General features: G+C 53.8%; 11 protein-coding genes and 2 tRNA genes. 11 read left to right on the top strand and 2 right to left on the bottom strand.

Annotated elements, in window-relative coordinates:
- Positions 1-17: 17 nt before the first annotated feature.
- From ABGT66_RS06185 to ABGT66_RS06205, 5 genes are all read left to right on the top strand, one after another.
- Entirely contained in the window at positions 18-839 is an 822-nt protein-coding gene (locus ABGT66_RS06185) for a TatD family hydrolase (protein ID WP_346689545.1), read from the top strand.
- Positions 826-1,950, top strand: coding sequence for a tRNA guanosine(34) transglycosylase Tgt (gene tgt, locus ABGT66_RS06190; protein ID WP_346689546.1), 1,125 nt, complete (start codon positions 826-828; stop codon positions 1,948-1,950). Before ABGT66_RS06185 ends, tgt begins: the two co-directional genes overlap by 14 nt.
- A gap of 19 nt (positions 1,951-1,969) precedes the next feature.
- Entirely contained in the window at positions 1,970-2,977 is a 1,008-nt protein-coding gene (locus ABGT66_RS06195) for an L-threonylcarbamoyladenylate synthase (protein WP_346689547.1), read from the top strand.
- A 149-nt stretch (positions 2,978-3,126) separates the two neighbouring features.
- Positions 3,127-3,202, top strand: a tRNA-Gly gene (locus ABGT66_RS06200).
- A 15-nt stretch (positions 3,203-3,217) separates the two neighbouring features.
- Positions 3,218-3,292, top strand: a tRNA-Ala gene (locus ABGT66_RS06205).
- 762 nt (positions 3,293-4,054) lie between these two features.
- On the opposite strand, the gene ABGT66_RS06210 is transcribed toward ABGT66_RS06205, so the two are convergent.
- Together ABGT66_RS06210 and ABGT66_RS06215 are read right to left on the bottom strand one after the other, a co-directional pair.
- On the bottom strand, positions 4,055-4,429 hold the full coding sequence (locus ABGT66_RS06210) for a helix-turn-helix transcriptional regulator (RefSeq protein WP_346689549.1): 375 nt from the start codon (positions 4,427-4,429) through the stop codon (positions 4,055-4,057).
- Positions 4,430-4,535: 106 nt separating this feature from the next.
- A complete protein-coding gene (locus tag ABGT66_RS06215) occupies positions 4,536-6,032 on the bottom strand; it encodes an RNA-binding domain-containing protein (RefSeq protein ID WP_346689550.1) in 1,497 nt (498 codons plus the stop codon).
- A 421-nt stretch (positions 6,033-6,453) separates the two neighbouring features.
- Between ABGT66_RS06215 and ABGT66_RS06220 the strand changes: the two genes are divergently transcribed.
- From ABGT66_RS06220 to trbD, 6 genes are all read left to right on the top strand, one after another.
- The gene (locus ABGT66_RS06220) at positions 6,454-9,177 is read left to right on the top strand and encodes an Ig-like domain-containing protein (protein WP_346689552.1); all 2,724 of its coding nucleotides are present in this window, start codon (positions 6,454-6,456) and stop codon (positions 9,175-9,177) included.
- Positions 9,174-10,895 carry an Ig domain-containing protein gene (locus ABGT66_RS06225; protein ID WP_346689553.1) on the top strand — a complete coding sequence of 574 codons (1,722 nt, stop codon included), beginning with the start codon at positions 9,174-9,176 and terminating at the stop codon, positions 10,893-10,895. The genes ABGT66_RS06220 and ABGT66_RS06225 overlap by 4 nt, the downstream gene beginning before the upstream one ends.
- Positions 10,896-11,044: 149 nt before the next feature.
- A complete protein-coding gene (locus ABGT66_RS06230) occupies positions 11,045-12,640 on the top strand; it encodes a dockerin type I domain-containing protein (RefSeq protein WP_346689554.1) in 1,596 nt (531 codons plus the stop codon).
- 102 nt (positions 12,641-12,742) lie between these two features.
- On the top strand, positions 12,743-13,717 hold the full coding sequence (trbB, locus tag ABGT66_RS06235) for a P-type conjugative transfer ATPase TrbB (RefSeq protein ID WP_346689556.1): 975 nt from the start codon (positions 12,743-12,745) through the stop codon (positions 13,715-13,717).
- A 7-nt stretch (positions 13,718-13,724) separates the two neighbouring features.
- Positions 13,725-14,063, top strand: coding sequence for a TrbC/VirB2 family protein (locus ABGT66_RS06240; protein ID WP_300260855.1), 339 nt, complete (start codon positions 13,725-13,727; stop codon positions 14,061-14,063).
- Between the two features lie 5 nt (positions 14,064-14,068).
- Positions 14,069-14,377 (top strand): conjugal transfer protein TrbD, encoded by a 309-nt coding sequence (trbD, locus tag ABGT66_RS06245; RefSeq protein WP_346689558.1) that lies wholly within the window; start codon positions 14,069-14,071, stop codon positions 14,375-14,377.
- The last annotated feature ends 4 nt before the right edge of the window (positions 14,378-14,381 follow it).

Genomic DNA, 14,381 nt, shown 5'->3' on the forward strand with positions numbered 1-14,381 from the left:
GAAAGGGAATTTTTGCGATGTTTTTGATAGACAGCCATTGTCATCTGAATAAAGAGTATTACCCCGACGGCCTCGGCGGCGTCTTTGAGCGCGCCGCGGGCGCGGAGGTGAAGCGCATGATATTCGCGTCGGCCGACGCCGCGACGAGCCGCGAGGCTGCGGAGCTTGCGCGCGCGCAGACTGCGGGGCCGGAGATTTACGCGCTTGCAGGCGTACACCCGCACGAGGCCGCGGCGGCGTCGCCGTCGTACCTGGACGAAATCCGCGAGCTGGCGCTTGAGCCGCGCGCCGTCGCCGTGGGGGAGATAGGGCTTGATTATTTCTACGACATCTCGCCGCGCGACACGCAGCGCCGCGTCCTTCACGAACAGCTTGAACTTGCAAAGGAGATAAAAAAGCCGGTCGTCATCCACGTGCGCGACGCGAAGGAGAGAAGCGAAGGCGACGCGAACGGCGAACTGATCGCGATACTGCGCGAGCACGGCGCGGATAAGATAGGCGGTGTCATACATTGCTTCTCCGGCTCCATGCGCGACGCTGAGGCGGCGCTTGAGCTGGGGTTCTACATTTCGTTCGCGGGGCCGGTGACCTATCCGAAGAACACCGCGCTGCGCGAGGCCGCGATGGCCGTGCCGCTCGACAGGATTCTCTGCGAGACCGACTCGCCTTACCTTGCGCCGCAGGGCTTCCGCGGAAAGACCAACGAGCCGTTCCACGTCCGCGAGGTTTACGAATACGTCTCGATGCTGAAGGGCGTCCCGATGGAGGAGTTCGCGGCGGCCGTGAAGGAGAACGTCGAAAGAGTGTTCAGACTGGAGGCGCGCAATGTTCGAGTATAGACTTATAGCCCGGTGCCCCGAGACCGGCGCGCGGGCCGGGGAGTTCGTCACGCCGCACGGCGTTATCGAAACGCCGGTATTCATGCCCGTCGGCACACAGGCGACCGTCAAGGCTATGACGCCCGACGAGCTCGAAGGCCTCGGCGCGCAGATAATACTCGGCAACACCTACCACCTGCACATGCGCCCGGGCGAAGATTTAGTCGATGAGGCGGGCGGCCTGCACCGCTTCATGAACTGGAAGCGCCCGATACTGACCGACAGCGGCGGCTTTCAGGTATTCTCGCTCGCTAAGCTCAACAAGATAGGCGACGACGGCGTGGAGTTCCGCTCGCACATAGACGGAAGCCGCCATTTTATGCGCCCCGAAGATTCCATGACGATACAGCAGAAGCTCGGAAGCGACATAGCGATGGCATTCGACGAATGCGTTTCGCTGCCCACCACGCCCGAGTATTCGCGCGAGGCGATGGAGCGCACGATACGCTGGGCGCGCCGCTGCCATGACTTTCACAGCCGTCCGGACCAGGCGCTCTTCGGCATAGTGCAGGGCGCGCTCTACGAAGAACAGCGCATCGAGTGCATAGAGCGGCTCGAAGAGATAAATTTCCCCGGCTACGGCATCGGAGGCCTCTCGGTCGGCGAAAGCCACGCCGAGATGTACCGCATACTCGACGCGCTCGCGCCGCATATGCCGCAGAACAAACCGCGCTACCTTATGGGGGTCGGCTTCCCGACGAATTTGGTCGAGGGCATAGCGCGCGGCATAGACATGTTCGACTGCGTGCTGCCGACGCGCAACGGGCGCAACGGGCAGCTCCTGACGCGCTTCGGCAAAATGAATATAAAGAACCTCGCCTTCGCGCGCGACTTCACGCCCGTAGACCCGCAGTGCGGCTGCTACGTCTGCCGAAACTTCACGCGCGCCTACCTGCGCCACCTCTACATGGCGGGCGAGATACTCTCGGCGCGGCTCTGCAGCTGGCACAACCTTTACTTCCTCGTCAACCTCGTCAAGGAGGCACGCCGCGCGATAATCGAAGGCCGCTTCCCGGCCTTCCGGCGCAATTTTATGGAAAACTTCATGGAAGGCGCGTATCTCAATGACTGACGGCGGAGAGGTAAAAACAGTGTCAGGGAGGGGAATCGAAGCCGCGGCCTCGAACGTCGATGCGCGCGTGGAAAATAAGATATCGGCGCTCGCGCCCGAGCAGCTCAAAATCGTGAGGCGCGGCGCGGAAATCATAAAGTCCGGCGGCCTCGTCGCCTTCCCGACCGAAACGGTTTACGGTCTCGGTGCGAACGCGCTCGACGCGGAGGCCGTGCGCCGCATATACGAGACCAAGGGCCGCCCGTCGGACAACCCGCTCATCCTGCACGTATCGTCGATAGAGATGACGGAGGGGCTCGTCGAGCTCAACTGGCGCGCGCGCATGCTCATGGAAAAATTCTGGCCCGGCCCGCTTTCGATAGTCCTTCCCGCGAGGGAGGTAATCCCGTCGCGCACGCGCGGCGGCCTGCCGACTGCGGCTGTGCGCATGCCCGACGCAGCGATCGCGCTCGCGCTCATAAAATTCTCCAACCTTCCGATAGCCGCGCCGAGCGCGAACATCAGCGGACGCCCCAGCCCGACCGACGCCGAGACCGTGCGCCGCGACGTCGGCGATAAAATCCCGCTCGTAATAGACGGCGGAGAGACGCGCTTCGGCGTGGAATCGACCGTCATAGACATGACCGGCGAACACGCCGTCCTCCTGCGCCCCGGCGGCCTCGCCAAAGAGAATATAGAGGCCGAGCTCGGAGAAGAAGTCCTCCTGCCGCAGGACCAGACGATAATCAAACGCTCGCCAGGCACGCGCTACCGTCACTACGCGCCGAACGTCCCGCTTATACTCGCCGCGCCGGACGAAATCCCTGCGGACGCCGAGAACTGGGCGTGGATGGGCGTCTCCGAGCCCGCCGGAAATCCGGCGAAAAAAATAAAATTCCGCGACGACGCGGAATACGCGCGTGAGCTCTTCCGCGCGATGCGCGCGCTCGAAAAAAGCGGCGTCTCCGCAATCTACGCCGAAATCCCCGAAGAACGCGGCATCGGCCTAGCGCTGAAAGACCGCCTAGTAAGGGCGGCCGGCGGTTAAACCGGAGAGAATGACGGCGACGCGACGCAAACGCCATACAAACACCCACCGGACCGTATGCGCGTCGGCTCCGGCAAAAAATGTTTGAAACGGCGAAAATTTTTGCTTGACGATTCTGCGCATGGGTGATAATATACTCTGCGTTGCGGGCGGAAATAGCTCAGTTGGTAGAGCGATGGCCTTCCAAGCCGTAGGTCGCGGGTTCGAGTCCCGTTTTCCGCTCCATTTTTCTCGCACAATGGGGCTGTAGCTCAGCGGGAGAGCACTTCCCTCGCACGGAAGGGGTCGGGCGTTCAAATCGCCTCAGCTCCACCAGTAATATCAAGGGTTTTCGGGACTTTACCGGAAGCCCTTTTTTAGTGCCGTATGCTGAGCGTATGCAGAGTCGAATTTCCAAATTTTTTACCATCTTCCCTCTCCTTAACTGAGTGAACTTTTTATGTCAGTTATCTCTAATTTTGCCTCCGATTTTTGATTTTCTTGCAATCTCTTTCTCTCGCTTTGACGCAGAAAATTTTATACTTGTTGATCCATGCAATGGTATCTTCATGCTCCCATAATGAACCAATAGCCAGCTAAAGTTCAGCATTAGCACCATGTTTATAGATCTTGGAATCTCCTAACGTATGCAGAAGTAATCACCCTCTTTCATGCCCCATACCCCAAACGGAAACGCCATAGACAGGACGTCGCGATGTACAAATTTCCCGAATAGGGTATTAAAAACTTTTATTTTTTCTTCTCAAACGTCGCGCAAATAACGATTCTCACAGCCTCCGGAATCAAGCCGTAAAAGATAAGGCATATTCAAACTATATGTAAGACGGGCCACAAATACTGTATGCAAGCAGATATGCTGTAGTTTTCCTGTTTGTCTCATATAGACCCTTTATAGTTGGAGCAATCGCGCCGCTCGCCGCCATCCTTGAAATATTTGACAGCGGCTTAGAGTAACCTCACAGGCTTTCCACAAGCATCACAGTCGTTTTTATCATATCCTCACCTCATAATCCCACAATAATGGATTATATGGAGAAAATCAAGAAATTCATCAGTAACTGTTATTCCATGCGGTTTTTATTTTTCCGCTGCCTCCTTATTCGAGTAGACTTTGAACACGAGCCTTCTCAGTTCTCCTGCCTTTAAGGACAATGCTTCGGCTTCCTCCGGGCTGAAAAATACATATCCGGTGTCTGCGGCGATAGTGTCTTCCAGTTTGGACAAGGCGAGCATGGCCGCAAGCAATTCGGTACGTGCGTCTATGTTTGATTTCGGCGCTGCGCTTGCCGGCTGCATAAATATCTCAGAATCGTCGATATCAAGAATACGGCACAGTTCTTCAAGCCGTTCGTCGGTCGGCGTATATAAATTGCTCTTCCACCCGGAAATCGTTGCGCGCGAGATTCCCATCTCCTTCGCCAGTGAAATCTGGGTGAAATGCTTTTTCTTCATTTGCCGCTCTATCAAAGCCCAATTCAATTCTATAAGCCGTCTTTTTCTCGTGTTTATTTCAATCGCCGCCCTTTCCGGAAATTATCTATATGTGTTATGTCGAAAACTACATGTTGTTTTTGACAAGCCACTTCCCGCTGCGGTTAGAACCTACCCGGGCCACAACGCCGCGTTTTTGCATTTCAGCTAAGGTGCGCTTCACCGTGACCGCAGAGACAGACAAAAGCCGGGCAATATCTTTTTGTGTAATACTTGGATTACTTCTGATAATCTCTAACAACCGTCCCTCTCTGTCATCTTTGCCCCTATGGTTCTTGTAATTATGTGGATTGTGGTCACCGGTATTATTGGGATCTCGATTGGGATCTACGGGGTCATTTATGAGGTCATTGGGTTCATGAGCGGCTGTATTATCTGCCGCCCTTGCGCTTTGATCCCTATATATGTTGACCTTTAAGTCTATATCTCCGCCGATAAATTCTGGGGGGCGAAGCCCTGCCGTATTGATTATTTCAATGATACGCGGAATGCCGCTTCCCCAATGTTCGATTAAGTTCATATAGGAGAAAGCAGAAGCAAGAGCTTCATTCCTGATTCTTGAATAGCCTTGTTTCATACGTTCCAATGTTTGTCCCATAGGCAGTTTGCCTGGCGAAAGAACTTCAAGACGGTCGTCATAGATTGCAATCTGAATATTTCCGTGATCTAAATAGCTGCGATGAACGACAGCGTTGATGATAAGCTCACGTATGGCGTCTGGAGGGATTTCATATATGTCCTGCCGGTAAATCCCTTTTAACGTCGCGCCTAAATGGATGTTTCTCAACACGAATAGATATGCTTGTTCTATCTGTTCCCAAATAGGCCCATTATATTCGCGCCTGTCAACAAAAATAGCTTTGGTCGTCCCTTTAAAAAGTGCGCACTGTATTGCTGTAGGCAATATATCGCAGCCGGTAAGGATAGCGTAAGCGTTAGTTGGGTAAAGGTTTCCATTTTGTTCTATAAGCACGCCCCACGACAGCAGCTGTTGGATGCCTACGCTTTTGATGCTTTCCCTGAACTCGTCGCTGCGCGCGTTCTTTTGCGCTTCACCTTTCATAGACTTGCATAATCTTTGGATGTCAGATTCTGATATTTGCAGCCCCCTGCAAGGCATTTTATCGAAACATACGTTGTTCCCTTCAAAAGAAAGTTCGCGCACAATTGATTCATCCGCCTGGCGGGTGGTTGCTCCAATACGTACATAGACGCCCTTTTCTTTTCCAAGAGCTTTAATATAATATGGACGTTGCCTGCCTTCGCTGATTTCTACACAAATTATTGTTTTCTCCTCTATCGTTTGCAATGTGATATCAGGAATAATAGCTGGTTCGCAGCTATCCGATATAGCGTTGGCTATGGTATCCATCATTTTGAAGACCACGTCATTGGCAATGCCTACTACTTCGTGTGTCTCGTCAGCGATGCCGAAAATGATCCTGCCTCCGATTCCGTTGGCAAAGGCGACCACGGTCTTCATGTACTTTATGCTTTTTTCAGGGAGGCTTTCCTTGAATTCGATATATTTAGATTCTCCGGCAAGTATGTCTTGAATAGTCATACATATCCCCCCATATTTTAAAATCCGCTTGCTGCTTAAACCGTTCATTACGATACACAGCACAATTTTATATATAGTATATAAAAGGCCTTGACAAAGCAAAGCATAAAAACATATTATGAAAAGTAAATACTTAACATAGCTCTTGATTTTCTGCTAATGTTAAGCAATATCTTTCTTTCTGTTGCAGATTATAGCAGATTGACGTAAAGCATTGCAACGTCTGTGTAAAGAAAATAGCTAAACACTATGAGAAGGAGCGAGGCAGATGCAAGAAAATAATTCTCAGCCTATGTACAAAAAGCGGATTTGCGCGTTACTTCAGTTACGAATTGAGGCTGTACAGGATGTGCTTATGATTGCGCGAAGGGCATACGCTGCTCTCATTGCAGCCATATGCACATGCTGCATGCCAGCGTATATGGCGCTCGCCGCCGAACCCGTTAACATCGTCCATGATCCTGCCGCCACTTACGGCGTCAAGGCTGGGACCTATAAAAGCCTGCGTGTAAGCGACAGTCAGTATACACTTACTTTGCCGTCGTATGTCGACAAAGTAAAAGTCACCTGCGTCGGAGCCGGCGGCGGCCCGAGCCATTCAGGCTATCTTTCAACTAAAGCTGTTTACGGCGGCGGAGGCGGGGCTGTCGTACAGAACACTGTAATAAATATTGGGAGCAATAAAACACTTACAATCGTCGTCGGCAAAGCGGGCTCATGGGGCGAAAACGGCGGTGCAAGCTATGTAATTTACAACGGACAACAGTATGGCACTGCCGCGGGCGGCAAAGGCGCAACAACATCGGCGGCCGGCGCTTCGGGAGGAAGCGGCGGCGGAGTCGGCGGAGCCGTGCGGATCAGCGGCGTTATTAACAACGCAGGATCTGGCGTCGACGGTACGGCAGGGGGACGTACCTATGTCCAAAACGCATCGGGGGGGCATATAACGGCTGGAGGCGGCGCTTCATGGAAACCTGGGCTCCAGTTCAACTGGGTCAACGGAGCGTTTGCCGTGAGTTCATCATATGCAACGGCTTGCGGCAGCGGGGCTGCAGTCTATCATTCTCAATCGGAAAGCACAAACTACACTTCCTATGCAGGCGACGGGCTAGTCGCTGTCTCATACGCCGTGCAGGTAACAGGCATTTCTATCTCACGTTCCTCGCTCTCTCTGGCGCCTGGCAGTTCGGCGAATCTCAGCGCAACTGTCTCTCCGGCAGACGCCCAGAACAAAAGCGTTGTGTGGAGCAGCAGCAATGCAAACGTGGCCACGGTGTCCTCCAGTGGAAAGGTCACAGGGGTGGCTAACGGGACAACTATAATAACCGTCAAATCTGCGGACAAGCCGAGTATAAGCAGAACCTGCACCGTCACAGTAACGACGCCCGCAAGCGGCGTAACCGTCACGCCTGAATCGGCGGTCCTTAATAAAGGCGAAACGAAGCAGCTTTCCGCTGTAGTTGCGCCGTCCTCCGCTACCAACAAATCTGTGACGTGGACGTCGGATAATCCAGGTGTCGCTTCAGTCAATTCATCCGGCTTGGTGACCGCAGTATCGGACGGGACTGCTGTAATAACAGCGAAAACCTCTTCAGGCGGCTATACGGACACCTGTAAAGTGACGGTGAAAACGCCGGTATCTGGAATATCTATTTCGTCATCCAGTATTGAGCTGAATAAAGGTGAGACTCAGCAGCTTACCGCAACGGTGACTCCGCCAGACGCGACGAATAAAAAAGTCGTATGGAGTTCGACCGACGATGCAATCGCCGAAGTATCACAGGATGGAACCGTCACAGCCGTAGGCGGCGGAACGGCAGTCGTTACAGCTACAACGGAAGACGGAAGCTACTCAGCTAAGTGCAGCGTCGTCGTAAACGTGCCGGTTACTGGAATCCAATTCAACGACACATCATCGAGCGTCGGAGTCGGGAACGAAACAAGGCTCGGCTACACACTCACTCCGCCGGACGCCACAAACAAGACAGTAACGTGGCAGTCGTCAGATGCCGCCGTCGCATGGATAGACGAGGCGACGGGAATTGTTACTCCTATCTCGCCAGGCGGAGCAGAAATTACCGCAACGACAGAAGACGGCAGATTTACAGCCACGACACTTCTTGTAGTTACTAACACTATGAATCTCGTCAGGCTGAAACTCGTTACCGAAAGCGGAGAATATCCTGCATTCGGCACGGTGCATTTTAAGTCCGCCGGCAACGCCATTGAATACCCAGGAACTATGATAGGCGGAAACGGAGAAATGGACGCCTCCATTCCATCGTCTCCGTCTGGCTGCCGTCTCGGAGTCTCCCTTCTCAACACGCTTATATCAGGCATGACGGTTGAACCGGATACGGAAGACGTTTCCAGCACACCACTTTATATGGTCGAAGGCGATTTCAACTCGGACAACGTAATAGACGGCGCAGATTGGGCGCTGCTCGTTCAGCGCAAGTTATACGGCGGCGGGGAAACGCAATACGGCCTCGTTGGAGACATGAACTACGACGGCGCAGTAGACGACCTCGACCTCCTGCTTTTCAACAGCCCAATAACGCATACCGGCGCGCAGCGTTTTATGTCCTGCGGCTACGCGATACATGACTTCCATGATGGAGAATCGCCGAAAAAGAGCGCCGCCGCTCCGGCTAAAAGCATTATTGCAATAAACAGGGCGGAAGACGGGCGTTACGAAGTTTCTCTAAGCGAACCGTCGGATTCGATCAATATGTTCCAGCTGTCCTTGGAAGGAAATATATCAGACGCGTCATATTCCGCTCCTGACGGGTTCAAGCTTCTGGGATCACATATCGAGGACGGCAGAACGGTTATGGCTATAGGAACGGATAAAGAGGGAGGCGATACGATACCGTCCGGGGAACCTTTCGTCACAGTCGCCGCGTCGGATACGCCCTGCGTGAAATATGGTGCAAACGACACGACTATGCTGCTTGCTGCGGAAGAGGGCGTAGAAGCTGTTTCTATGGAATCCGGCAAAAACGCCGCAGACACCGACAGCGCAGTCTCAAGCGGCGGGTCGTCAGGCTGCAATGCAGGAGTCGCAACCGCAGGATTATTTGTCGTTGTTCCGTTAGTCGTATTCCGTTCATTCAAATCGTTCACAAGGGGGAATAATAAGTGAGAAAAATTTTGTTCGCGGCTCTTTTCACCGCGCTCGCCGTTATCGTGACCTTCGTCGCCGCATACTCCGCGACGCCTGACAAGCCAATGCTCGAGCTAATCGACAAGGGCTCAGGCGTCTACGACCTCGTGCTCAACGAAGATACGCCGAGCATCACGACCTTCCAGATCGCAATCAACGGCACAGTAACGGAAGACTTCGACGTGACAATGCCAAGCGACAGCTGGATGATACTCGGCGGCGCGAAGTCCATCACTTCGGAGCGCACAACATGGGCAATGGGCAATCTTACAAGCGGCGGCGAGGTCTTCCCCGCCGGAAAGATAGCGACGATCAATACGTCGACACCGCTTGAAATCGCATACGACGGCCAGGCGCATACCGCAATGGAAGTCGCAACTCCGCAAGGCTACGATAAGCTGCTGTTCGGTGTTTCGCTCGACGTGACGGAGCGCGGGCTTGCGACAGGAGACACATTGCAGCTTACGGCTTCGCCGTTTCCGGCGGACGCGACGAATAAATCGGTTACATGGTCTTCGTCCGACACGTCTGCCGCGACGGTAGACGGCAACGGACTCGTAACGGCGGTCGCTGAAGGCTCGTCCGTCATTACGGCGACGACGGTACAGGGCGGCCACACCGCGACATGCACTGTTACGGTGCAGGAGAAAGAAATACCGGTGACAGGCGTTTCTATATCATCGGAATCTTTGACGCTTGAAGAAAACGAGGCGCACCAGCTTGTCGTCACATTCGAACCGGAAAACGCCACCAACAAAGCTATAACGTGGAATTCAAGCAATCCAGAGGTCGCAGAAGTAAGCGCCGGCGGCCTTGTTACGGCCATTGCCGCCGGTAGTGCCACGATAACCGGAACGACAGCCGACGGCGGATTCACAGTAACCTGTACGGTCACAATAACCTCAGCCGGCTACGGCAATGAAGATTCAAAGTGGCGGCCTATTCGCCCCATTAAGCCCATACTCCCGACGACCGGAACTCCGGAAGATTTAACGCTTATCTGCGTCAAGCCGGAGGCTACGCTCGTAACAAGCGATGCCACAAGCGACGACCGCTATGCTGCGCTTGAAAGAGTAGCCGGAGAGATGGTCTACACCGAACCGGAAGACCTCACTGTTGACGGCATGGACTACGTAGTCGGCACAGCCGAGCTGCTTGCCGCAGGAGACACGACGGTACTCTCTTCCGACATACTCGGTCTGCCGGTCGTCACGGCTGATATAGACAATGGAACGGTATTAGCCGGAGGCTTCGAAATGGAAGGCGGTTATCTCAAGGTCGAGAAGCCTGAAGACATCCTGTTCTACGTCTATAAGGCTGACCATACTCCGACGCGGTTCTCATACGTATCTAACCTCGGTGAAATTCGCAGCGGCACATTTATCCTCATGGACCGCTGGAACCGCATGGTCTCCGGCGTTATAGATCCGTACCACATGTACAGGCTCGTTTATTTCATAGGAGACGGGAGCCCATACGACATAGACGGACACACGAACGGCCACGTTATCGGCCTCATGTCCATATACACGACTCTCAAAGCTCCAGAAATCCCTGAAGAACCAACTTCAGGCGATGTTGTGCAGCATGGAGGAGGTGGCGGCGGATGTAACGCGGCAGGATACGGAGCACTGGCGCTTATCGCTTTAATTCCCGGATTTTACCTTGCAGGTCAAAAAAACAAAGAAAAGAGGTAAACAAAATGTACAGAATCAAAAGACTCGCACTGCTCATTGTTTCACTAACAATTTTCGCCGCACAAACAGCGTTCGCCGCGACCGCGGTGCCTGTGTATACGCTTACCGTGCCGGAAAGCGTATCGCGCGGCGACATATTCAACGCTACAGTGACAATAAAGTCAGCCGCAGCACCAGGAGTGGATTACTCCGCCGACGCGGGAGAATATAAGCTCACCGGCGCGATGTTCAAACTCACTTTCCCCGCCGACGACCTCGAAATGGTCAACGCGCCGCAGCTTGCATCCGCAATCTCTTCAAGCGGCCTATCTATCACGGATTACTACGTCGTAGGCGGCGAGTTCCACATGACTCTGGACAAGGCTTCGCCTGACACGCAGGTGACGCCGGTCTCCATTCCCATAGATTCAGAGACGCAGTTCATCACTCTGACCTTTAAAGCAATCCGCAACAGCGAAGGTTCAGACGAAACTGGCGTAGACTGCGAAATAACGATTCCGGCAGACGAAGACAATACAGTCATATACCAGACCGGCTATGACAATCCCGATTCTGACGAGACTGAAACGGTACACATCAACTCGGACAGCGAAACCTCCGGCGGCGAGGGCGATCAGACTAAACGCGATATAAAGGCGAAGATTGAGCTTGAATATCCGAAGGACGGATCGCACGCGACTACTCTCTCCGCCCTCTACTGGCAGGCGGACGACTCAAACTATGTATCATACCCCGGCGTGACCTCCACCGCTGAAGGCGAAGTACAGATCCGCATGGAGCGCATAGCTGGCAAGATATACAGAGTCGGCTTCAAACGCGCCTCCAGCCTCATCTCCGGCGTCGAAGGGGCGGACGAGCTTACCTCCGACTTTACCTCTACAGTCTTCAAGCTCGTCGAAGGCGACCTCAACAGCGACAATCTTATCGACGGCACTGACTTTACACTCTTAAGTCAGCTTATCAACTGGCCTCCGCAGTACGTTGAGGGCGTCAACAAGACCGGAGACATCAACAACGACGACGCTGTAGACCAGCTCGACGTATTCGCCTTCAACAACGTAATTCAAGGCACATCAACGCCGCGCTATCTCAAAGAAGGCTTCGACATGCTCAACCCAGGCGGAGTAAATCCTGCCGCCGCTCAGTCTGCGAACGCGCTTATGAGAACCACGTCATTGGCGTCCGTCAAAAGCGTCGCATCGGCGGCATCATCAGCGAATGTGATAAACGGACGCTCATACAGCGCGCCGAAATACTCCATAATCAACGTCACTCCGTCTGAAGAAGAGGGCAAATACAACATAAGCCTTACGGAAGATACAAAGCCTATTACAATGCTCCAGCTATCCGTCTCCTGCACCGCGAACGAAGACGGACTTACGGTAAACACTCCCGCAGGCTGGACTGAGATAGGAAGCAAAGTCGGAACAGACAGGGCTACATTTGCAATAGGCAACACAAATGCTGAAGGCGAAGTCATAACGAAAGACACTGTTATAGCGACGGTAGAATCCACAACCGTTCCCGAAGTCATATACACAGGACGTCCTGCGTCAACGATGGAGCTTGCAACAGAAAACTCCGTCGTTACCTACGACTTTGAAGCTTCGTCAGCGTCGGACGGCGTGCCGACTTCTCCGTCCGGAGGGAATAGCGGAGGTTCAGGCGGATGCAACGCAGGATTCGCTGGACTCGCCATAATCGCCTTCGCTCCATTTGCTGTAAAGAGGATGCGCAGCCGTTAGGCATAGGGCGCGTATTCTGCTTTTCTGTTTTAAATAACGGCACGCTGCCGGAGGCGCGCCGTTTTTTTATGCCTTTACGAAAATCGACGGAGGAAAAACGTTATGCGCGACGATATGTGGATGAAGAGCGCAGGGGAAAAGATAGCGCGAGAACTAGGGGCGGAGATAACTGCGTTCCTTGACGACGAAAGCGTCACGGAAATCATGCTCAACCAAGATGGGACGGTTTGGATAGATCGTATGGGGGAAGGAATGTCGAGAACCGGCGTCGTGATGGCGAGAGAAAGAGCCATGCTCATCATAGGCTCGGTAGCGGCATACAAGCACACGACGGTCAATGAGAAAAAGCCGCTGCTCTCGGCGAACCTCCCGGGCGGACAGCGCTTTCAGGCGATGATAGAACCGGTTACGACGGCTCCCGTGTTTTCAATAAGGTGCGGCAGAAAAGTCGTGCTCGATCTGCTCGACTACGTACCGGAGAGAATGGCGGAGCGGATATACCGGCTCCTGCAAAAAGCCGTATCGGAACGGCGGAACATAATCGTATCCGGCGGCACCGGTTCAGGCAAGACGACTCTTTCGTCCGCTCTGCTTGCAGAGATAGGGAGGCTCTGCCCGGACGACCGAATAGCCGTAATGGAGGACACTCCGGAACTCCAAATCGTCAACAGAAACGCAGTCTTCGAACGCATAACGGACAACGCCTGCGCAAGCGCTCTGCTCGCCGCGAACCTGCGGATGCGTCCTGACAGGATAATCCTCGGCGAGACGCGCGGCGCTGAGGCGATGGAGCTGCTCAAGGCGTGGAACACCGGACATCCAGGCGGAATATGCACGATACACGCAAATTCCGCCACGTCCGCGCTCTCACGCCTTGAAACGCTCATTCTCGAGTCGAACATCTCCGGCATGACGCTCCCATTTATCAGGAGCCTAATTGCAGATGCCGTGAACCTCGTCGTCCACGTGCAGAAAGACAGGCGGATAGGTCCGGTCGTATCGGAAGTGCTTGAAGTATCCGGCCTAGACATCGACGGCGCATACCAGACCTCCGTCGTAGAAAAGAGAAAGGATTGAAATATATATGGTAAACGACAACATCTCATACCGCAGCGTTTTATTCGTATTCTTCTGCGCAGTAGTGCTGCTTGTTATAGCAGCCTCGCCTTCTTTAGCAGGTACCGCCATCGGATGGGAAGGGGAAACGATACTTGAAAAGATAGCGGAGTCATTAAGCGGCCCGATCGCTAGGAACCTGGCCATAATATGCCTAGTCGTCGGCATCGGAGGCCTCGCCATGCAGGGGATAGACTTCGCCTCATGGGGAAGCAGGCTCAGCTGGCTGTTTCTCGGGATAAGCGTTTTCTGCTTCGCGAAGAGCTGGCTCGACAAGCTCGGCGTAAGCGGCAGCCTCATCTTCTAGGCGCTATGGAAAGGACGGTAATCCATCAGAGCCTCGTGCGTCCGCAGCTTTTCATGGGCTGCGACCGCGAGCTCTACTTTGCTTTAGTGGCTCTCGCGCTCGTCCTCGGCGGCCCGTCCGGGATAATGGAGATGAATTACGCGAACGTGGCATACGCCGCAGCCGTATGGTTTATCGGGCAGAACATACTGCTGCGCATGGCGAAAAAAGATCCTTACATGAGACAGGTTTTCAACCGCAGCGTGCGCTACAGACGTTTTTATCCTGCCTGCGGGCGTATCTGGGAAGATCTGCCGGAATATAAAAGATGGTGAGAGA

This window comes from uncultured Cloacibacillus sp., from assembly GCF_963926575.1.
Taxonomy (GTDB): domain Bacteria; phylum Synergistota; class Synergistia; order Synergistales; family Synergistaceae; genus Caccocola; species Caccocola faecigallinarum.

Coding starts and splice junctions, on each gene's coding strand:
- ABGT66_RS06220 (WP_346689552.1), top strand. CDS start 6,454: ATGGCGCTCGCCGCCGAACCCGTTAACATCGTCCATGATCCTGCCGCC.
- ABGT66_RS06185 (WP_346689545.1), top strand. CDS start 18: ATGTTTTTGATAGACAGCCATTGTCATCTGAATAAAGAGTATTACCCC.
- trbD (WP_346689558.1), top strand. CDS start 14,069: ATGGAAAGGACGGTAATCCATCAGAGCCTCGTGCGTCCGCAGCTTTTC.
- tgt (WP_346689546.1), top strand. CDS start 826: ATGTTCGAGTATAGACTTATAGCCCGGTGCCCCGAGACCGGCGCGCGG.
- ABGT66_RS06210 (WP_346689549.1), bottom strand. CDS start 4,429: ATGAAGAAAAAGCATTTCACCCAGATTTCACTGGCGAAGGAGATGGGA.
- ABGT66_RS06240 (WP_300260855.1), top strand. CDS start 13,725: ATGGTAAACGACAACATCTCATACCGCAGCGTTTTATTCGTATTCTTC.
- ABGT66_RS06215 (WP_346689550.1), bottom strand. CDS start 6,032: ATGACTATTCAAGACATACTTGCCGGAGAATCTAAATATATCGAATTC.
- trbB (WP_346689556.1), top strand. CDS start 12,743: ATGCGCGACGATATGTGGATGAAGAGCGCAGGGGAAAAGATAGCGCGA.